Here is a 19,426-nt window from a genome sequence, read left to right as displayed (position 1 = left end):
TGCGCCAATGTCGATCGTCTCACCTTCCAGAAAGACTGCGCTTCAAATGAGGGTCGGCGGCCGCTTGCGGACCTGTCGACTCTGAGCGCTGCGCTGGCTCCTCGCCGAGTCTCAGCAGAAACCGCCTGTGGATGAGCGGAAACGCGACGCCGAGCGTCAGGCCCCAAGCCAACAGCCCGAGGAAAAGTCCCATCGCCGGATAACCGCGCATGATCGGTTGCTCTGGGACCCACTGCAGCAGCGGCGTCGCCGCCAACATCCACAGCAGGTAGCCGAAGGAGAGACCGAAGAGCCAGCCGCCGCGCGGGTCGTTGGCGGCTCTGCGAAACAGCCAGCCGTAGAGCAGGCCGCCGACCAGCATAAGGGCGACAAAGGCCTGCGCCGCTAAGGTGGTCGAGACGTTGGCTGCTTTTGCCAACGCGTCGAGCGCGCCGAATGCATGCAACACAGCGATCGCCGGAATGTCGGCTGGCAGGCTCGCAAAAAGACCGGCCAAGAGGGGCCTCTGCGTAGGGCCGGCGTCCAGTCCATGCGCACGCAGCATGCTAAGCATGACGCCGCCTCGCGTCAGAGCGTTGGCAGTGGTCTATGACCGCTTCGATCGGAGGCGTGTCGCGCATCTCCGCAGAGAAAAGGCTGATGAGATAGCGATAGGCCTGCCCGACGGGACGAGGATCGCGATTGAGATCGAAAAGCCCAACCGGATTGACATTGCCAAGAGGCTCGCGAAGCGCGATGTCCCAGTCCACCTGGTCGGTGAGCGAGTACCAGGTGAAGCCGACGATCGGGACGCCGCTTCGGCGCATGAGTTGCACATTGTGCCACTGCCGCCAGAGCCAGCGCGGCGCTTCGCGCGCGTCCAGACAGTTGGTTTCGGTATGCATCATCGGGCGCTGATAGCGACGGTAATATTGCTCCACGATAACATGCCAACCGAATAATTCGCCGAGCGCCTGGACGTGGCCCTCGGAGTCGACGAGCTTCTCGTTCCATTCGTAATAGTCGACGCCCAGAATGGCGCGCTTCCCGACGTCCTGTCGCATGAACCAGGCGTATTCCTCAGGCGGCATGCCATGTTCGTAGAGATAGTCGCGCATGTCTTCGCGCACCGGATGGGCGTAAAGCAGATCGAGAGCGAGAAAGCGCCGCTGGTTCTCGAAGTCGGCTATTTTGCAAAGTTTCGGATCCGGACAGCAGGACTGAAAGAACTCGCCGCTCTCGCTGTTCACAAAGATCGCGTCGGGCCGCTCAGTCGCAATGGCGCGCATCATGAGCACATTGGCCTTGGCGAGGTGACGGACGGCGGTGACGAAGGCATGTTCGTCATGCGCTTGCTCGTTCCACAATCCTAAAAGCGCGCTGAGTTTCGCGCAGACGTACATTTCATTGACCGGCGTGTAAAAGCGCACCCAGTCATAACGCCGGGCGAAAGCCCGGGCGTAATCGGCGAGCGCCTGCGGCGTCTCCGGATTCTGGAAGTTTTCGAGCCAGTTCGGCAGGCCAAAATGGCAAAGATCCATGATCGGAACGATCCCCAGCCGCCGCATCTCGGCGGCGACCTCGTCGAGAAAATCCCAGTCGTAGCGCCCCCTGTGCGGGTTGGTCAGATGCAGCGGCGGCCCATAGCGGAGATAGCGAATGCCCAATCGCCGGACGAGTTCGAGATCTTTGCGCCAGTGCCGATAGTGGTCGCAGGCGGCCATCTCATCCATGCGCCAGCGTCCGCCTCCGAGAGTCGGATAGCTGCATTCGACGCCCGTTGCGAACATGAACCTGTCCACAGCGGGATCATCGGGGTTTGCGGGAAGGGTCGCTTTGCGGCGCCGCGCGGATCGGAGGTCTGGCTGTCTATCGGCAGGGTAACCGACCGGCCGGACATAGAGGAGGCCCAGCGTGGCGCCCCAGATCACATGCTCAACCGCTATGGAGATCGGCCCGCTTAGGCCTCCAGCTAAGCCAAAGAGGCCAGAGGGGGGTGGTTCGCGGCTGACGGCGAGCGGATTCATAAGCTCGAACTGCGGGCCCATGATGACGATCGCCAGGACCATCGGGAAGACCGCAAACACAACGCCCTGAAACACGGGCCGAAGGGGCAGGGTCGACCAGAAAAAATAGGCGTAGAACGCGGCGAAGATCGCCCCGACCGTCAGATGCAGCGCCATGCCAACCGACCAGGACGCCAATCCGCTGGCGTAGGGCTGCGCGAGAGCGCCGAGGGTGCCAACGATGTCAAAAACTGGCGCTCCCGCCAGGAGCAGTAGCCGCGCTACGATCTCCAGGGCGAGCGCTCCCGCCATGCCGGCGAAGACCGCCTTACCGTATGCGACTCGGCGGATCATGCTTTGCTCCTCGAGCTGACATCTGGAGCTCGCCCCGTGAGCGCAACCCCGCGCGACGCGTCAGGTTCCGGCATTGCGGAAGATGATCGGCGCTGGCGGCCGCGCGATGGTTCAGGTCGGGCTCGTCCGCTCTCCGGGCGAAGGTGAGCCGGCGAACACTCTCGAACGCTCAGCGAAGCCTGAGGCAGGACGAGCCTGGTATTGCAGTCTCAGTCCCTTGCCGGTAAGGCCTGCGTGAATTCCTTTGGAAATCGAGCCCACTTGCATACCCCAGCCAACGATCCCGTTTCCCGCCGACGCACCTTCGCGATCATCTCGCATCCCGACGCCGGCAAGACGACGCTCACCGAAAAGCTGCTGCTGTTCGGCGGCGCGATTCAGCTCGCCGGCGCGGTGAAGGCCAAGCGCAACGCCCAGCAGACCCGTTCCGACTGGATGAGCATTGAGCGCGAGCGCGGCATTTCGGTCGTCACCTCGGTGATGACCTTCGAATATGGCGGCTGCGTCTTCAATCTCCTGGATACGCCGGGCCATGAGGACTTTTCGGAAGACACCTACCGCACGCTGTCCGCCGTCGACGCCGCGGTGATGGTGATCGACGCCGCCAAGGGCATCGAGGCGCGCACCCGCAAGCTGTTCGAAGTCTGTCGGCTGCGCGACATTCCGATCGTCACCTTCATCAACAAGCTCGACCGCGAGGCGCGCGATCCTTTCGAGCTCCTCGACGAAATCGAGAAGACTCTGGCGCTCGACGCGACGCCGATCACCTGGCCCATCGGCTCGGGCAGAAGCTTCGCCGGAACCTACCGCTTCGCCACGAAAACCGTGCGGCGGATCGACGAGGACGCCGAGCTGCTGCAAACCAGCGGGCTTGACGATCCGCTCTTCGACACGCTTCTGCCGGGCGGCGCGGATGCATGGCGCGATGAGGCGATGCTCGCCGAGGAAGGCAACAAGCCGTTCGACCTTGCCGCTTTCCGCGAGGGCCATCTCACCCCCGTCTTCTTCGGCAGCGCGCTGCGCAATTTCGGCGTTCGCGATCTGATCGACGCGATGGCGGACTATGCGCCAAGCCCGCGTGCGCAAGAGGCCGACAAGCGTCTGGTGGAGGCGCAGGAGCCGAAAATGACCGGCTTCGTCTTCAAGATCCAGGCGAATATGGACCCCAACCATCGCGACCGCATCGCCTTCATGCGCGTCTGCTCGGGCAGGCTGACGCGCGGCATGAAGGCGAAGCTCATTCGCACGGGCAAGAATATCCCGATCAATGCGCCGCAATTCTTCTTTGCGCGCGACCGCTCGATCGCCGACGAAGCATACGCCGGCGACGTTGTGGGCCTGCCCAATCACGGCCAACTGCGCATCGGCGACACGCTGACCGAAGGCGAGGAGATCGTCTTTCGCGGCGTGCCGAGCTTCGCGCCGGAAATCCTGCGCCGCATTCTCATCGGCGACGCCATGAAGGCGAAGAAGCTGCGCGAAGCCTTACAGCAGCTCGCGGAAGAGGGCGTCGTGCAGGTCTTCACGCCGCATGACGGCTCTGGCGCGATCGTCGGCGTCGTCGGCGCGTTGCAGCTCGACGTGCTGGCGACGCGGCTCGAGGCGGAATATGGGTTGCAGACGCGCTACGAGCAGCCCCGCTTCACCGTCTGTCGCTGGATCGCCTCGGACGAGCCGGCGAAGCTGAAGAGCTTCATCGACGCGAACGGCTCCAGCATCGCCGACGATCTCGACGGCGCGCCGGTGTTCATGAGTTCGTCGGCGTTCCAGCTGAACTATGACGCCGAGCGCAATCCGGCGATCACATTTTCGGATGTGAAGGACTATCAGAAGCGCGCGGCGTAGTTCGCCGGCGCATGCGGGCAGGGGGCGACGAGCGGACGGCGCCGGATGCGTCCGGGCCGAGAACGATCGGGGAGACTGAGCTTGTTGCAGATCGGCGTTCTCATCTACCCTAAGATGTTCGATCTCGACCTCGTGGGACCGTTGACATTCTTCCAACGGCTCGAAGACGCAAACGTCATTTATGTCTGGAATGGTCTCGAATCGGTGACGAGCGATCTCGGCGTCGCCTACGCGCCGCATCACGATTTTAGGTCCTGCCCGAAAGACCTCGACATTCTCTTCGTTCCCGGCGGATTAAAGGGCACGACCGCGGCGATGATCGATGACGCGACGCTCGAATTTCTTGCGGATCGCGGCTCGCGCGCGCTATGTGACGAGCGTGTGCACCGGCTCGCTGCTGCTTGGCGCTGCGGGACTGCTGAACGGCTACAAGGCGACCGGCTATTGGATGGTGCGCGACATGCTGCCGCTATTCGGCGCCGAGTTCGTCCACCAGCGCGTGGTCGTCGACCGCACGCGAGTCACCGGCGCCGGCGTCACGGCAGGCATCGATTTCGCGCTCGCGCTCACGGCGGCGCTGTGCGGCAAGGAGCGCGCCGAAACCCTACAGCTCCTTGTCGAATATGATCCGCAGCCGCCGTTCGACGCCGGCGCGCCGGAAAGAGCGCCGCCAGCCGTCGTCGAACATCTATGCGAGACGCGGCGGGCGGAGCTTGTCGCGGCGCGGGACGCCGCCATGACGGCGGCCAAAAAGCTCAAGCGCCTTTGATCAGTGCGAAGAAAGCAAGGACAAGCGCCGCGGTCGCGGCGAAAACGACAAAGTTTTCCGTGAGTTCGAGGCCTCTCTGGGCGCCGGCCAGAACTGTCAAAAAGTCTTCGCTGCGCAGAATGGCCACGATCACTCCTCAAACGCTGACAATAATCGAGCACGGACGATAGGCGCCAAGTCTTAAAGATCAGACTCCGGCAAGTCCCCGCAGACTAAGGGCGGCTATGCGATAGCGATTGCATTCCCGTCCCCGTTTGCTGGGCGATCGAGACAGTTGACGGGTCAGTCGATCCCCGGAACGATCGGCGAAACCCGCTTTGGGTCGCGCAGAGGGGGCGCGCTGGACGGCGGCGGCCCGAATCCTTCCGGGGGCATGCTCGCCGAGGCCTTTGATCGGGCGGCGGGATCGACGCCGATGACAAGCGTGATGAGGTAGCGCCGATCTTCCTCGGTGACGCTCGCGAAGGAGCCGGGTCCCGCGCCAATCGCGATGAAGTCATCCTTGTTCAACGTGTCGCGCTTGGCCGTCCGCTCCGAATAGGGACGAATCTCGCGATAGATGAATTCGCTCAGCGCGTCCGGGAAGAAGAGTTGTCCAGTCAATATGTTGGCGTCGTTAAGGAACGTCTTGAAATGGATGTGCGGCGTGCGTCCTGGATACCAGCCAGGATAGATGGACTTGAAGGTCGCGACGCCGGCGGCGTCTGCGAACTGCGAGCCGCGCAGGAAGGATTCGCCTATCGTGCTGACGGGGTGCGCGCGGTCGTCGCCCTGTCCCGGGTAGTTCGAATAGAGGCCCACCGCGTCGCAATGCCAGACGTCCACTCGCGCGCCGGCGATCGGCCGGCACGCCTCATCGACGATCTGAAGGCGCAACATGATCGGAACGCCCGTCTTGTTCTCGCGAATGTCGTAGCGAACCAGTTTTGGATCGTTGTAATAGGGGCCCTGCACCGCTTCCGGCGTCAAAAGGCACGCCCGCGCCCCAAGCAGGGGAGGCCCCAAGTCCTCGGTCGGCGTCTGAGCGAAGCTCTCGCGCGTGGTTCCTCCGGCCGCCAAAGCGGCGATCATTCCCAAGAGGTCGCGCCGATCCGGCCATCTTCTTTCGTCATTCATGCCTGAGCCTGTCGTTTGAACATTTTACGTCGAAGCGGACGTCGCCCAGCTTTAGAAAATACGGCGCTCCCCCGAAACAGATCCACTAATTTTCGTTTGGGGTGAACGGGTCCGTGGAACCTTTGCGGGAACTGGGCGTTTTTTTACGCTCACGCTCAAGGAGGATGGTCATGCATAGAGCAAGGGTATCGTTTTTCACTGTTCTGTTTCTGATGGGGAGCGCCTTTTCGGTCGCGGAGGCGCAATCTTCACGCGGATCTTCGGCAGTTAACGCGCTGGCTCAACAATACTCCGTGAGACCAGAGAAAGCCGCATGCTTTGGTTGGGGTCCGTTTTGTCCGCCAGGATTGGTGCGCAGATGCGGCCCTTGGCGTTGCTGGTGTGGTCCCTGCTTTTGATCGACAGGGATGAACTTAAGTGGATCTCACTCATGTATCAGGAGAGAAATTACATGCGCGCGGCGCTCTCAGTTTTACTGGCCGTCGTCTTACTGGGTGTTGAGCTTTTCGCCATCGGCGGCGTTTCGGCAAATCCTTTCGGCGGCGCGGTGAGCGTTCACTCGGGTCCAGGACCGAAATGGCCGGTGATCGGGGAACTCCACGCAGGGGACGAGGTCTCGGTTTCGGACTGTGTCAGGGGGTGGGGTCAGCATGACTGGTGCAAAGTCAGCTCTTTGGGGATCGAGGGTTTCGTTCACGAAGGCGCGCTCGCCCCGTCGGGAGATCACATTTTCGTCGCGCCGGTCGTTACGGGCGCCCCCGTCCAACTGAGAAAGCGGCCGGGAGCGGGTTCGGCCGTGGTGGCGACGATCCCGGCGTCAGTCCAAGTGCATATTGCACACTGCACTCACGGCTGGCTCCGCGGCTGGTGCAAAGTTAATTTGGACGGAAGGACCGGTTTCGTCAGATCCGAATCCCTCCAGCGGGGCGTCGCCGCCCAATGAGCCTGCCCTGTCGGGGCTAGCCAAACATCCAGGGGGAAGATTTTTCGCGAAATCGGACCGGTGCGTGGGGGGACTGATCCCTGCGCGCGCCACCCCCGCCACTATGTTCCGCGACGGCTGTTGGAAGCGCCGCTCTGGCCGAAGAACATGCGCGTCGCAAACGCCTTATGGCTTGCTGTAAAGGCGCGCTGCGGCGGCGATCTTGCGTCGCAGCGCAGGGGCTCAAGCGCCCCTGATCAACGCGAAGAATGCGCCGATGAGCGCCACGGTCGCGGCGAGAATGAGCGCGTTCGCGGTGAACTCCAGGGCCTTTTGGGTCTCCGTCAGAACTGCGGAAAAATAGTTGCTGTGCAGCAGAGCGGTCATGTTTTTTTCCCTAAAGCGCGCGCACTAGCTGGCGCGGCCATGTCGGCGGCCATGTCGGCGGCCACGTGGTGACGGTTCAGACTGCGGCGAGGCCGCGCAGGCTTAAGCCCGCGAGCGTCTCAACGAGCCGCTCGAGCGCGTCTTCGTCGAATTTGAGCGAGAAGGGCGGTTGCGCCAGCCGCTCCGCTTCACGCACGAAGAACATGGGTTGTTGCGCGAGCCACAGCATCGCGAAGGTGACGGTCTCCGCAGAGGCGTCGCGCGGCAGAAAGCGCCGTATGACCCGTTCCGCCAAACGGAAGATGCGGGGCGGCGAATGCGCGATGAAGGCGCTGAAGACTTCGCTCGGCTGGACGCTTTCCCAAGCGAAGATGCGCAGAAAGCGGCTGACGCGATCGCGCTTGACGAGCGGCAGCAGAAATTGATGCAGATAGCGCCGGAGCGCGTCCTCAGGCGAAAGCGCATCGAGTTCTTCGGGGTCCAGGAACGCATTCTCTTCGAAGGCCAGCGTCGCAGCGACCAGCACTTCGCGATAAAGTCCGTCCTTGCCGCCAAAGTGGTAATTGACGGCCGCCTGATTGGCCATGGCCCTTTGGGTGATGAGCCGCACCGAGCCGCCGTCATACCCATATTCCGCGAAGACCGACGTCGCCGCCTTGATGAGCGCGGCGCGCGTCGTCTCCGTCGAGCGAGAGGCGACGCGCGCCTGATCCAGATTATGCAAAGCGATGATCCTCAAAAAGGATAGATGTTGACGAGGCTCGACACTGCGCCGCCGAGCGAGGCCGCGCTATTCCAGGCTTTGCGGCCCAGCGGCGCCAATTTGGATGAGAGCCCAATTGGGTCGAGCTTGGCCAACAGACTCCGTTCCGCTTGCTCCGCGTTCTCGCCCACTGACCCGTGAGAGGCGGGCGGCTCGGCGTTGGCGGTCGGGGGCGCCAGCGGCGTCGACTCGACAGCGGGCCTCTTTTCCGGAGACGACTTGCGCTGGGCGACGACTTTCATCGACCTGACGGTGATCGTCTCCGTCTTTTCAGCGGCGGCGTCGTTCGACCAATCCGAGATGCGCTCCTGCGGATAGACGGCGAAGAGCGCCGGCGCCGGCGAAGCGTTTTTCAACTCGACGGATGGGCGCTCCGTCTCCGCGGATTCGATCCGGTCGATGATTTTGCCGCTCACCGGGTCGGTCGTGAAAACGATTTCCTTCAGCGCTTCGACATTCTTCCATTGCGGAGGCAGGAACGCGATGAGCCAGGTCGCGACGAAACAGACCGCGGCGTCGACGAGCAGCCGGCGTGACTTGGCGCCGAGCGCGGCAAATTTTGTCTCCAGATGATGGCTCATGACGAACCTCCGTTTCAAACGACTGATTGAAATTCAAACGCGCGTTTCAAGCGAAAATATGGCGCGTTGGTGACGCAGTTTTTCGCCCATCGGTCGAGGGCGACATGCGTCATTTTGGCGCTTGAGGAAACGAAGACGCTGGCAAGCGAAGCACGGCCGGTCAAACGCCTCCCGAACCAAACGCCGCTCCTTAGCCAGAGCGAGACTTGGCTTCGCCTCAGACCGTGCCGATCTGCCGCTCTTCCCGTCGCGGCCTCGCCGTGATAAGCGACGCGTCTCACGATGCGCGTCCTAAGGACCGGCTTCGCCGATTAAGACCGGGAGCCGGTTTTTGTTTTCGTTCAGCGCCGTTCGGCATAGAGGTCCATTCCAATGAGCCAATCCGGTTTCTTCACCGCCTCCCTCAGCGCTTCCGATCCGGAAATCGCGAAGGCGATCGAACTCGAACTCGGCCGCCAGAGGCACGAGATCGAACTGATCGCCTCGGAGAACATTGTCTCCAAGGCGGTGCTGGAGGCTCAGGGCTCGGTTCTCACCAACAAATACGCCGAGGGCTATCCGGGAAAGCGCTATTACGGCGGCTGCCAATTCGTCGACATCGCCGAGAATCTTGCGATTGACCGCGCCAAGAAGCTGTTCGACTGCGGCTTCGCCAATGTGCAGCCCAACTCCGGCTCCCAGGCCAATCAGTCGGTGTTCCTCGCGCTGCTGCAGCCGGGCGACGTCTTCATGGGCCTCGACCTCGCCGCCGGCGGTCATCTGACGCATGGCTCGCCGGTCAACGTCTCGGGCCGCTGGTTCAAGCCGGTGAGCTATACGGTGCGCAAGGACGATCAGCGCATCGACATGGAGCAGGTCGCCGCGCTCGCCAAGGAGCACAAGCCGAAGATGATCATCGCCGGCGGCTCCGGCTATTCGCGAATCTGGGACTTCGAAGGCTTCCGCAAGATCGCCGACAGCGTGGGCGCCTATTTCATGGTGGACATGGCGCATTTCGCCGGCCTCGTCGCCGCGGGACTGCATCCGTCGCCGTTCCCGCACGCCCATATCGTCACCACCACGACGCATAAGACGCTGCGCGGCCCGCGCGGCGGCATGGTGCTGACCAATGACGAGGACCTCGCCAAGAAGATCAACTCAGCGGTGTTCCCTGGCCTGCAGGGGGGCCCGCTGATGCATGTCATCGCCGGCAAGGCGGTGGCCTTCGGCGAGGCGCTGACCCCGCAGTTCAAGACGTATCAGCAGCAGGTCAAGGACAATGCGCAGACGCTCGCGCAGACGCTGGTCGACGCCGGCCTCGCGATCGTTTCGGGCGGCACCGACAACCATCTGATGCTCGTCGATCTGCGCCCCAAGAAGATCACCGGCAAGGCGGCGGAAGCCGCGCTCGGCCGCGCGCATATCACCTGCAACAAGAACGGCATTCCCTTCGATCCGGAAAAGCCCTTCGTCACTTCGGGCATTCGTCTCGGCTCGCCGGCGGCGACGTCGCGCGGCTTCGGCCAGAACGAGTTCAAAGAGGTCGGGCGGATGATCGTCGAAGTGCTCGACGGCCTCTCCTCGAAGGGCGAAGAAGGCAACGCCGCGACGGAAGCGGCGGTGAAGGATAAGGTTCACGCGCTCACCGCGAAGTTCCCGATCTATTGATCGGGCGCGCCACCTCCCCCTTGAGGGGGGAGGTCGGTCGCCGGAGGCGACCGGGAGGGGGTGAAACCCGAGTCGAGTTGGTTTGTCGCCCCACCCCGACCCCGCTGCGCGGGCTCGACCCTCCCCCTCGAGGGGAGGGTATCGCGCGCAGCTCGAAGGACGACTGATGCGCTGTCCCTATTGCGGCTCCGCCGACACGCAGGTGAAGGACTCGCGTCCTGCCGAGGATTCGTCCTGCATACGCCGGCGCCGCGTCTGCCCGACCTGCGGCGGCCGCTTCACGACGTTCGAGCGCGTGCAGCTGCGCGAAATCATCGTCGTGAAGAAGTCGGGCAAGCGCGCGCCCTTCGATCGCGACAAGCTGACCCGTTCGGTCGAGATCGCTTTGCGCAAGCGCCCGGTCGAGCCGGAACGCGTCGAGCAGATGATTTCCGGCATCGTGCGCCAACTCGAGAGCCTGGGCGAAGTCGAAGTGGAAAGCCAGCGCATCGGCGAATTGGTCATCGAAGGCCTGCGTTCGCTCGACGCCGTCGCCTTTGTGCGCTTCGCTTCGGTCTATCGAGATTTTCGCGAGGTCCGCGACTTCTCCGCGGTGATCGATGAATTGGAGAGCGGCGGCGACGGCGCGGCTCTTGCAGCGGACGCCGACGACTCCGAGAAGGCATGACGATCCGCGAAGCCTTTCCCCAGACTGCGACCGACGACGCCTATATGGCGGCGGCGTTGGCGCTTGGGCGGCGCAATCTGGGCCGCGCCGCGCCCAATCCGGCGGTCGGCGCGCTGCTCGTGCGCGACGGGGTCGTCATCGCGCGCGGCTGGACCGCGCCCGGCGGGCGCCCGCACGCCGAGGCGATCGCCATGGCCGCGGCGGGCGAGGCGGCGCGCGGCGCAACGCTTTACGTGACGCTGGAGCCCTGCGCGCATCATGGGGCGACGCCGCCTTGCGTCGACTCGATCATCGCCGGCGGCGTCGCCCGCGTCGTCACCGCGCTGGAGGACCCCGACCCGCGCGTCTCCGGCGACGGCCATGCGCGGCTGCGCAACGCCGGAATTGAAGTCCTCGTCGGTCCCGGCGCCGCCGCTGCGCGCGCCGATCATCTTGGGCATATTTTGCGTGTCACCCGTCGCCGCCCGATGATTACGCTCAAGCTCGCGCGGACGGCTGACGGCTACGCCGCCGGCGCCGCGCATGATCCGCGCCTCCATATCACCGGACCTGTCGCCGACGCCTTCACCCATGTGCAGCGATCGCTGCATGACGCGATCATGATCGGCGCCGGCACGGCGCGCGACGACGATCCGCTGATGACCGTGCGCCTGCCGGGGATGCAACAATATAAGCCGCTTCGTCTTGTCCTCGACGAGAAACTGTCGCTCTCGCCGCGATCGCGCCTGGCGTCGACGGCGCGCGAAACGCCGCTGCTCGTGATCGCCGGAGCGGCCGTCGCCGATGAAGCGGCCAAAGCGTTTGAAGACGCCACTGGCGCGGAGGTCGTCCGCGTCGCGACGCGGGACGGCGTCATCGATCTGATGAGCGCGCTCAGACTTCTCGCCGATCGCGGCGTCACCCGCGTCTTCAGCGAAGGCGGACCGCGCGTCGCCGAAAGCCTGCTCGCCGCCGAGCTTGCCGATGAAGTGATTCTGCACACGGCCGTCAAACCCTTGGGGCGGGCAGGGCGCCCGGCGCTGACTCCGGCGGCGCGCGCCGCGCTCGAAGACGACTCGCGTTACCGTTTGATCGAAACGCGCGCGCTCGGCGCCGACGCGATGACCCGTTACGCGCGGGTCGACTGATGTTCACCGGCATCGTCACCGATGTGGGCCAAGTGGTTTCGATCGCGCCGCGCGGCGAATTGCGCCGCCTGCGCATCGCATGTTCATACGATGCCGACGGCATCGCGCTAGGCGCCTCGATCGCCTGCTCGGGCGTGTGCCTGACGGTCGTCGCCGTCGCGCGTGAAGGCGCGCGAACGATTTTTGACGTCGACGCCGCCGCCGAAACGCTTGCGGTGACCACAGTCGGAACATGGGTTGTAGGAACCAGCATCAATCTCGAACGCGCCTTGAAGATCGGCGACGAACTTGGCGGCCATATCGTCACCGGTCATGTCGACGGGATCGCGAAAGTTTTGTCGCGCGAAGACTTCGATGACATGTCGAAATTCTGGATAGAGGCGCCACGAGAACTGTCGCGCTTCATCGCCAAGAAGGGCTCGGTCGCGCTCGACGGCGTGTCGCTGACGGTGAATGAGGTCGAAGAGAATCGCTTCTCCGTGCTGCTCATTCCGCATACGCTGAGCGTTACGACGCTCGGCGGACGCAGAGCAGGGGATGCGCTCAATATCGAAGTCGATCTGATGGCGCGCTATGCGGCAAGATTGAGCGTAGCGGGTTAGCGTAGCTGACAGGCGCAGCGCGCTGTGAGATAAGGCGCACCGAACAAAGAAGGGCGCGACAACCCTCTCCCTTTGGCAGAGGAAGGACCGCAGGCGATCGGGTGGAGGGCTTCCTCGTCCTTCGAGACGCGTGCTGCGCACGCTGCTCAGGATGAGGAAGCCCTTCACCCGACCGCCCTGACCTCTCCCGATGGGAGAGGGTTGCACGCATTCCTGGAGTCCCCATGGCTGGTTTTGCACCCGACGACGCTGACTCTGCGCCCGTTCCCGGCGCGCGCATTCTCGTCGTCACGACGAAGTTCAACGCCCACATTGTCGCGATGCTGCGTAACGGCGCGCTTGACGCGTTGCGCGCGCTGCAGGCGCAGGCGACGGTGATCGAAGTCCCCGGCGCGCTGGAAATCGCCACAGCGGCCGCGATCGCGCTGGACGATGCGGAGCTTGCCGGCGCGCCATATGATGGAGTCGTTGCGCTCGGCTGCGTCATCCGCGGCGAGACCTATCATTTCGAACTTGTCGCCAATGAAAGCACGCGGGCGCTGATGAATCTTTCCGTCTCGCGCCGCCTGCCGCTCGGCAATGGCGTGCTCACTGTCGAGAATGAGGCGCAGGCGATCGTGCGCGCCGATCCCAAGCAGGGCGACAAGGGCGCCGACGCCGCGCGCGCGGCGCTCGCGCTCGTGCGCCTCAAACGGGGCGTCGTATGAGCGTCGATCAACGCTCGGCGTCGCGTCTGGCGATCGTGCAGGCGCTGTATCAAATGGAAGTCGCCGGCAAAGGACTCAACGAGATTTTCGCCGAGTTCGAGTCTCACTGGATCGGGCGCGAGATCGAAGGCGCGCAATATAAGCCGGCGGACCCCGCTTTTTTTCGCGACGTGCTGCAAGGCGTGCTCACCGATCAGGTCGCCATCGACCGGCAGATCGATCGCGCGCTGTCCGGCGGCTGGCCGCTGTCGCGGTTGGAGTCGGTCATGCGCGCCGCCCTGCGCGCCGGCGCCTATGAGCTGCGCTCGCGCAAGGACGTTCCGGCGCGCGTCGTTATCAAGGAATATGTCGACGTCGCCGGCGCCTTTTTCGGACCGACCGAGTCGGGGATGGTGAACGCCGTGCTCGACAGGATCGCGCATGAGGAGCGCGCCGAGGAGCTGAGTTAGAATTTGTTTCTTCCTTCTCCCGCTTGCGGGAGAAGGTGTCGTCACGAAGTGACGACGGATGAGGGCCCTCACCCGACCCCGCTTCGCGGGCAGTGGAAGGCTTCCGCATGCCGCAACGCTATAGCGAAGACGACATCATCGCCCGCATCTTCGCGCCGATCGCGGGCGCGGCGGCGCTGGGGCTGAAGGACGACGCCGCGCTTCTCCCTCCGCAAAGCGCGCCGCTCGTCGTCACCACCGACATGATCGTCGCCGGGGTGCATTTTTTTGCAGACGACGCGCCGGCGCTGATCGCCAAGAAGGCGCTGCGCGTCAATCTCTCCGATCTCGCCGCCAAGGGCGCCGAGCCGATCGGCTTTTTGTTGGGCCTCGCATTGCCCGCCGACTGGACCAACGACTGGCTCGACGCTTTCGCCGCCGGGCTCGCCGAGGACGCCCGCGCCTATGGCGCGCCGCTCATCGGCGGGGACACGGGGGCGACGCCAGGTCCGCTGACCATTTCGATTACGGCGCTCGGGCGCGCGCCGCGTTTCGTGCCCCGCACCGGCGCGAAGCCTGGAGACGCCATCTTCGTCTCGGGACCGATCGGCGACGCGGCGCTGGGTCTTGCGCTGCGCCGCGACCCGGCGCTGGCGCGACGACTGTCCGATGAGGCGCGCGACTATCTGATCGGGCGCTATCTGCTGCCGCAGCCGCGCGTCGATCTTTCGGCGTGGCTTTGCGCCAACGCCAGCGCCGCCATGGACATTTCCGACGGACTCGCGGGCGACCTCGCCAAGCTTTGCCGCGCGTCCGGCGTGAGCGCGGTCGTCGACCTCGCCTCCGCGCCATTGTCGAAGGCCGCGCGGGAGGCCATCGGCATCGATCCCGCCTTATTCGAAACGGCGATAACCGGCGGCGACGACTATGAAATCCTCATCGCCGCAGCATGCCGGGCGCCGCCTGCCGCGCCCGCCTGTCGGATCGGCGAATTTGTAGCGGGAAGCGCCCCGCCGGTTTGGCGCGACGCTCACAAAAAGCCGGTTTCTTTCAAAAAATTGTCCTTCCAACACTTCTGAAGAATACGGCGTCGCGCAGCATTGCCGCGCGGCCACGTTTCTGGCAGAAAGCCCGCTGGAAAGCTGCTGTCCCCGCCCGATTCGCTCGGCGGGGCCGCTGCTCCTTTTTTTGTTGCGCGACTCCGTTCGCGGCGACGCGACCAATTCGGCCAATTCGGGGTCGAAGAACGAAAAGGCGAAGCCAAAATGGTTCTGTTTCTAACCATCGTCTTCGGATTGATGTCTATCGTCTACGGCGTGAAGACCTCGCAGGAATTGCTGGCGGCGGATCCGGGGTCGGCCCGAATGCAGGAGATTTCGGGCGCCGTGGCCGAGGGCGCGCAGGCCTATCTCAATCGCCAATACAGAACCATCGCCATGGTTGGCGGCGTGATCTTCGTCATCCTCGTCATTCTGCTCGGTTGGGCGGTGGCCTTCGGCTTCCTGCTCGGCGCGGTGCTCTCCGGCGCGGCCGGCTATATCGGCATGAACGTCTCGGTGCGCGCCAATGTCCGCACGGCGCAGGCGGCGACGAAATCGCTCGCCGGCGGCCTCGACATCGCCTTCAAGGCCGGCGCGGTCACCGGACTTCTTGTCGCCGGCCTCGCGCTGCTTGGCGTCGCCGTCTATTACGCGATCCTGACCTGGTTCCTCGGCTATGCGCTCTCGGATCGCACTGTCGTCGACGCGCTCGTGGCGCTCGGCTTTGGCGGGTCGCTGATCTCGATTTTCGCCCGTCTTGGCGGCGGCATCTTCACCAAGGGCGCTGACGTCGGCGCCGACCTCGTCGGCAAGGTCGAGGCCGGCATTCCCGAGGACGACCCACGCAATCCCGCCACGATCGCCGACAATGTCGGCGACAATGTCGGCGACTGCGCCGGCATGGCGGCCGACCTCTTCGAGACCTATGCGGTGACGGTCGTGGCCACCATGGTGCTCGCCTCGATCTTCTTCGCCGGTCAGGAAGGACTGTCGTCGGCGATGATCTATCCGCTCGCGATCGGCGGCCTGTCGATCCTCACCTCGATTGCCGGCACCTATTTCGTGAAGATGGGCGACGACGACACCGCATGGGGCAAATTCGCCGCGCCCTATTTCAAGCAGCTCGGCATCGACGACTCCATCATGGGCGCGCTTTACAAGGGCCTCATCGCCGCGGGCGCGCTGTCGGTCGGCGGGCTCTTCCTGGCGACGACCTTTACCGTCGGCTGGGGCGAGATCGGCAAGGCGAATGGCGAAGCCATTCACGGCTACGGCCTGTTCCTCTCCGGGGTGCTGGGCCTGATCGTCACGGGCGCCATCGTCTACATCACCGAATATTACACCGGCACCGGCAAGCGTCCGGTGGTGTCGATCGCTCAGGCGTCGGTGACCGGCCACGGCACCAATGTCATCCAGGGCCTCGCCGTATCGCTTGAATCGACGGCGGCCCCGGCGCTCGTCATCGTGCTCGGCATCATCCTCACCTATGAGCTCGGCGGCCTCTATGGCACGGCGATCGCGGTGACGACGATGCTCGGCCTCGCCGGCATGGTCGTGGCGCTCGACGCCTTCGGCCCCGTCACCGACAACGCCGGCGGCATCGCTGAAATGGCGGGCCTGCCGAAAGAGGTGCGTCGCAACACCGACGCGCTCGACGCCGTGGGCAACACCACGAAAGCGGTCACCAAGGGCTACGCCATCGGCTCGGCGGGCCTCGGCGCGCTGGTGCTCTTCGCCGCCTATACGAACGATCTGAAGCATTTCATCGATGACGGCGTGCCGTTCTTTAAGGGCGTCACGAAGGTGGATTTCGACCTGTCGAACCCTTACGTCGTCGCCGGCCTTCTCTTCGGCGGCCTCATTCCCTATCTCTTCGGCGGCATCGCCATGACGGCGGTCGGCCGCGCCGCCGGCTCGGTGGTCGTCGAGGTGCGCCGGCAGTTCAAGGAAAAGCCCGGCATCATGGCGGGCACGGACCGGCCGGATTACGGCCGCGCCGTCGACATGCTGACGCAGGCGGCGATCAAGGAAATGATCGTGCCCTCGCTGCTGCCGGTGCTGGCGCCGATCGTCGCCTTCGTCGTCGCCTGGATCCTCGGCGGCAAGGCCAACGCCTTCGCGGCGCTGGGCGCGTTGCTGCTGGGCGTCATCGTCAATGGGCTGTTCGTCGCCATTTCGATGACATCGGGCGGCGGCGCCTGGGACAATGCGAAGAAATCCTTCGAAGACGGCTTTATCGACAAGGATGGCGTCAAGCATGAGAAGGGCTCAGAGGCCCATAAGGCGGCGGTGACCGGCGACACGGTCGGCGACCCCTATAAGGACACCGCCGGCCCCGCCGTGAATCCGGCGATCAAGATCACCAATATCGTGGCGCTGCTGATGCTGGCGATCCTGGCGCACTGAGGCTGAACGGCGCGGCAGCGACGAACACGCAAAGGCGGGGGAAACCCCGCCTTTTTCATTTAGGGTAGATGGAGGATCGGTCGATGCTCAAACTCGTCATCGGCAACAAGCGCTATTCTTCCTGGTCGATGCGGCCATGGATTTTGATGAAGGAGTTTCGTCTTCCTTTCGAGGAGGTCGTCATCCCGCTCTACCGTGAGGAATCTAAAAGCGCGCTTCTCGCGCATTCTCCCGCGGGGAAGGTTCCGATCCTGCGCGACGGCGACACGAACGTCTGGGATTCGCTGGCGATCGTCGAATATCTCGCCGACCTATATCCCAATCTTCTCATCTGGCCTCAAGACAGAGAAACCCGCGCTCATGCGCGGGCGCTTGCCTGCGAGATGCACTCGGGCTTCGCGGCGCTGCGCAGCGAATGCCCGATGAATTTCGGTCGATCGCCGCGGCCGGCCTCATTGACGGAGGCGGCCCGCGCCGACGCCGACCGCATCGGCGCGGCGTGGCGAGACGCGCTGGCGCGTTACGGCGGGCCATTTCTTTTCGGGCGATTTGGCGCCGCCGACGCCATGTTTGCGCCCGTCGTCCAGCGATTCGAAAGCTACATGGTCTCCGTGTCGGATGAAGCGCAGCATTATATGCGCACAATCAAATCGCTTGCGTCCTGGAAGGAGTGGAGCCTGTCCGCTCGGAGGGAGGAATGGTGCCTGCCACAAAATGAGCGCGACTGAGCGCGACGCCAAGTCGCCGTGACGGTTGTGACGTTTCGAGATGGCGCGCTGCACGACGCTGATGCGAGAGGGCGGGGGAGACCCCGCCTTTTGCTATGGGAAGGTCCTCTTCATTCACCTCTATGTGTTTCAAAATCCGCCCGAAGATGCGCCGTGTCGTAAATGATCACGATTTTCGTGAACTGATTTCTGTCTTCCGAAAGCTCGAAAACATCTACGCATTCGAAAGCGACCGCCTTGCCGCTCTTCAATGTCCAGACATAGCGAAAATGAAGCGCCAGCGCAGAGCCGTTGGCGGAGCTGTCGAAGAGGTTCAGGAGCGTGGTTTCGGAACGGTTCGTATCCGCGAACAGCTCGGCGTAGAACTCCCTGGCGGGTCGGACGCCATAAAGCGGAGAGTGAGCGACAGCGTCGGCGGTGAAAAGGCTGCACACGGCGGATAGATCGCCCTTGTTCAGCGCGTTCAAGTAGCGTTTGCAGAGGGCTTCCGCGTCCAATCCGGTCTCCATCGCCGGTCGCCATCATAGACTGACTGCTCCACAAACCGGACGGGTCGTTAACGCCCCTGTCTCGCGTCCCGAATGGAATGTTGCGGCCGCTTGCAGAGCGGAGCTTGCGCTTTCCGTTTGCTGGAACTCCAGCCGATCCACTGGCGCATCTTGACGTTTCTTGATGAAACAAGATAGATATCTCAGTCCGCAGGAAAGCCGCGATGCGCGAAAAATTCGCCACCCAGGTCGACAGCGATCTGCTCGCCGAGATCCGCAAGATCGCAAAGGATGAGGGCCGGCAACTTCAGTCCGTCATCGAGGACGCGCTGCGCGCGCATGTCGAGGAGCGCAGCAAGGCGAAGCCGCGGCGACATGTGATGGAGGCCTATCGTACGAGCCTGTCGCGCTATGACGCGCTTTATGAAAAGCTCGCCAAGTGAGCGGCAGGCGAACCGACTATCCGACGGTCGCCGAGATACTCGCCATTCACGATGATCTGATCGAACGATATGGCGGCGCGGCGGGCGTGCGCGATCCTGGTCAGCTCGAAGCGGCGTTGTTTCGCCCGCAAACGGGCTATTATGCCGACGAGATCGCGCAAGCGGCCGCCCTGTGGGAAAGTCTTTCACAGAACCACGCCTTCGTCGACGGCAACAAGCGCGTCGCCTTCGCGGCGATGTTCGCCTTTCTCACGATCAACGGAATTTCACTTATCGCGAATGCGGACGAAGCGTGGAGCTTCGCTTCTGCGCTCTACGAGAAAGACGCGTTTCGCTTCGAGACGCTGGAGGCGTGGTTGCGCCAGAACTGCCAATGAAAGCGTTCAGCATACGGCGCGACGACCTGCGGCTACAGACGACT

The 19,426-nt window shown here is 63.7% G+C and carries 22 protein-coding genes; 14 read left to right on the top strand and 8 right to left on the bottom strand.

From position 1 onward, the window contains the following. Positions 1-19: 19 nt before the first annotated feature. Together BN69_RS02495 and BN69_RS02490 are read right to left on the bottom strand one after the other, a co-directional pair. Positions 20-496: a hypothetical protein gene (locus BN69_RS02495; RefSeq protein WP_148277004.1), complete on the bottom strand. Its 477-nt coding sequence runs from the start codon at positions 494-496 to the stop codon at positions 20-22. A 49-nt stretch (positions 497-545) separates the two neighbouring features. Further along, the gene (locus BN69_RS02490; RefSeq protein ID WP_148277003.1) at positions 546-2,339 is read right to left on the bottom strand and encodes a family 1 glycosylhydrolase; all 1,794 of its coding nucleotides are present in this window, start codon (positions 2,337-2,339) and stop codon (positions 546-548) included. Between the two features lie 261 nt (positions 2,340-2,600). Here BN69_RS02490 and BN69_RS02485 point away from each other — a divergent pair, with 261 nt between their 5' ends. Together BN69_RS02485 and BN69_RS19695 are read left to right on the top strand one after the other, a co-directional pair. Next, positions 2,601-4,184, top strand: coding sequence for a peptide chain release factor 3 (locus BN69_RS02485; protein ID WP_014889964.1), 1,584 nt, complete (start codon positions 2,601-2,603; stop codon positions 4,182-4,184). Positions 4,185-4,506: 322 nt separating this feature from the next. Further along, complete coding sequence (locus BN69_RS19695) at positions 4,507-4,953, top strand: DJ-1/PfpI family protein (RefSeq protein ID WP_014889963.1); 447 nt, start codon at positions 4,507-4,509, stop codon at positions 4,951-4,953. On the opposite strand, the gene BN69_RS19370 is transcribed toward BN69_RS19695, so the two are convergent. After that, positions 4,940-5,080 carry a hypothetical protein gene (locus BN69_RS19370; RefSeq protein ID WP_158491291.1) on the bottom strand — a complete coding sequence of 47 codons (141 nt, stop codon included), beginning with the start codon at positions 5,078-5,080 and terminating at the stop codon, positions 4,940-4,942. The two genes, BN69_RS19695 and BN69_RS19370, sit on opposite strands and share 14 nt — an antisense overlap. Before the next feature lie 155 nt (positions 5,081-5,235). Continuing rightward, complete coding sequence (locus BN69_RS02475) at positions 5,236-6,069, bottom strand: intradiol ring-cleavage dioxygenase (protein ID WP_014889962.1); 834 nt, start codon at positions 6,067-6,069, stop codon at positions 5,236-5,238. Positions 6,070-6,499: 430 nt separating this feature from the next. On the opposite strand from BN69_RS02475, the gene BN69_RS18330 reads away from it, so the two are divergent. Next, positions 6,500-7,012 (top strand): SH3 domain-containing protein, encoded by a 513-nt coding sequence (locus tag BN69_RS18330; RefSeq protein WP_158491290.1) that lies wholly within the window; start codon positions 6,500-6,502, stop codon positions 7,010-7,012. A 222-nt stretch (positions 7,013-7,234) separates the two neighbouring features. Here BN69_RS18330 and BN69_RS19365 read toward each other — a convergent pair whose 3' ends face one another. The 3 genes from BN69_RS19365 to BN69_RS02460 all read right to left on the bottom strand — a co-directional run bounded on the left by BN69_RS19365 (position 7,235) and on the right by BN69_RS02460 (position 8,722). Then, positions 7,235-7,378, bottom strand: a complete 144-nt coding sequence (locus BN69_RS19365) for a hypothetical protein (protein ID WP_158491289.1) — start codon at positions 7,376-7,378, stop codon at positions 7,235-7,237. 76 nt (positions 7,379-7,454) lie between these two features. Next, complete coding sequence (locus BN69_RS02465) at positions 7,455-8,102, bottom strand: TetR/AcrR family transcriptional regulator (RefSeq protein ID WP_014889960.1); 648 nt, start codon at positions 8,100-8,102, stop codon at positions 7,455-7,457. An 11-nt stretch (positions 8,103-8,113) separates the two neighbouring features. Next, positions 8,114-8,722, bottom strand: coding sequence for a hypothetical protein (locus BN69_RS02460; RefSeq protein ID WP_014889959.1), 609 nt, complete (start codon positions 8,720-8,722; stop codon positions 8,114-8,116). Between the two features lie 372 nt (positions 8,723-9,094). On the opposite strand from BN69_RS02460, the gene glyA reads away from it, so the two are divergent. From glyA to BN69_RS02415, 9 genes are all read left to right on the top strand, one after another. Continuing rightward, the gene (gene glyA, locus BN69_RS02455; RefSeq protein ID WP_014889958.1) at positions 9,095-10,369 is read left to right on the top strand and encodes a serine hydroxymethyltransferase; all 1,275 of its coding nucleotides are present in this window, start codon (positions 9,095-9,097) and stop codon (positions 10,367-10,369) included. Between the two features lie 166 nt (positions 10,370-10,535). Continuing rightward, entirely contained in the window at positions 10,536-11,036 is a 501-nt protein-coding gene (gene nrdR, locus BN69_RS02450) for a transcriptional regulator NrdR (protein ID WP_014889957.1), read from the top strand. Beyond that, positions 11,033-12,163: a bifunctional diaminohydroxyphosphoribosylaminopyrimidine deaminase/5-amino-6-(5-phosphoribosylamino)uracil reductase RibD gene (ribD, locus tag BN69_RS02445; RefSeq protein WP_014889956.1), complete on the top strand. Its 1,131-nt coding sequence runs from the start codon at positions 11,033-11,035 to the stop codon at positions 12,161-12,163. Before nrdR ends, ribD begins: the two co-directional genes overlap by 4 nt. Further along, positions 12,163-12,765 (top strand): riboflavin synthase, encoded by a 603-nt coding sequence (locus tag BN69_RS02440; RefSeq protein WP_014889955.1) that lies wholly within the window; start codon positions 12,163-12,165, stop codon positions 12,763-12,765. Before ribD ends, BN69_RS02440 begins: the two co-directional genes overlap by 1 nt. 224 nt (positions 12,766-12,989) lie before the next feature. Beyond that, entirely contained in the window at positions 12,990-13,472 is a 483-nt protein-coding gene (gene ribH / locus BN69_RS02435; protein WP_014889954.1) for a 6,7-dimethyl-8-ribityllumazine synthase, read from the top strand. Continuing rightward, positions 13,469-13,921, top strand: a complete 453-nt coding sequence (nusB, locus tag BN69_RS02430) for a transcription antitermination factor NusB (RefSeq protein WP_014889953.1) — start codon at positions 13,469-13,471, stop codon at positions 13,919-13,921. The genes ribH and nusB overlap by 4 nt, the downstream gene beginning before the upstream one ends. Before the next feature lie 107 nt (positions 13,922-14,028). Continuing rightward, positions 14,029-14,979 (top strand): thiamine-phosphate kinase, encoded by a 951-nt coding sequence (thiL, locus tag BN69_RS02425; RefSeq protein WP_014889952.1) that lies wholly within the window; start codon positions 14,029-14,031, stop codon positions 14,977-14,979. A gap of 186 nt (positions 14,980-15,165) precedes the next feature. Next, positions 15,166-17,346 (top strand): sodium-translocating pyrophosphatase, encoded by a 2,181-nt coding sequence (locus tag BN69_RS02420; RefSeq protein WP_041927101.1) that lies wholly within the window; start codon positions 15,166-15,168, stop codon positions 17,344-17,346. 83 nt (positions 17,347-17,429) lie between these two features. After that, entirely contained in the window at positions 17,430-18,074 is a 645-nt protein-coding gene (locus BN69_RS02415; protein WP_014889950.1) for a glutathione S-transferase family protein, read from the top strand. Between the two features lie 110 nt (positions 18,075-18,184). Here BN69_RS02415 and BN69_RS02410 read toward each other — a convergent pair whose 3' ends face one another. Then, entirely contained in the window at positions 18,185-18,583 is a 399-nt protein-coding gene (locus tag BN69_RS02410) for a nuclear transport factor 2 family protein (RefSeq protein WP_014889949.1), read from the bottom strand. Positions 18,584-18,786: 203 nt separating this feature from the next. On the opposite strand from BN69_RS02410, the gene BN69_RS02405 reads away from it, so the two are divergent. Together BN69_RS02405 and BN69_RS02400 are read left to right on the top strand one after the other, a co-directional pair. Then, positions 18,787-19,005, top strand: coding sequence for a hypothetical protein (locus BN69_RS02405; RefSeq protein WP_014889948.1), 219 nt, complete (start codon positions 18,787-18,789; stop codon positions 19,003-19,005). After that, positions 19,002-19,382 (top strand): type II toxin-antitoxin system death-on-curing family toxin, encoded by a 381-nt coding sequence (locus tag BN69_RS02400; protein WP_014889947.1) that lies wholly within the window; start codon positions 19,002-19,004, stop codon positions 19,380-19,382. Before BN69_RS02405 ends, BN69_RS02400 begins: the two co-directional genes overlap by 4 nt. The last annotated feature ends 44 nt before the right edge of the window (positions 19,383-19,426 follow it).

The organism is Methylocystis sp. SC2 (genome assembly GCF_000304315.1).
Lineage (GTDB): Bacteria > Pseudomonadota > Alphaproteobacteria > Rhizobiales > Beijerinckiaceae > Methylocystis.
The sequence above is the reverse complement of the archived record's forward strand: the minus strand, read 5'-3'. Positions and strand labels throughout refer to the sequence as shown.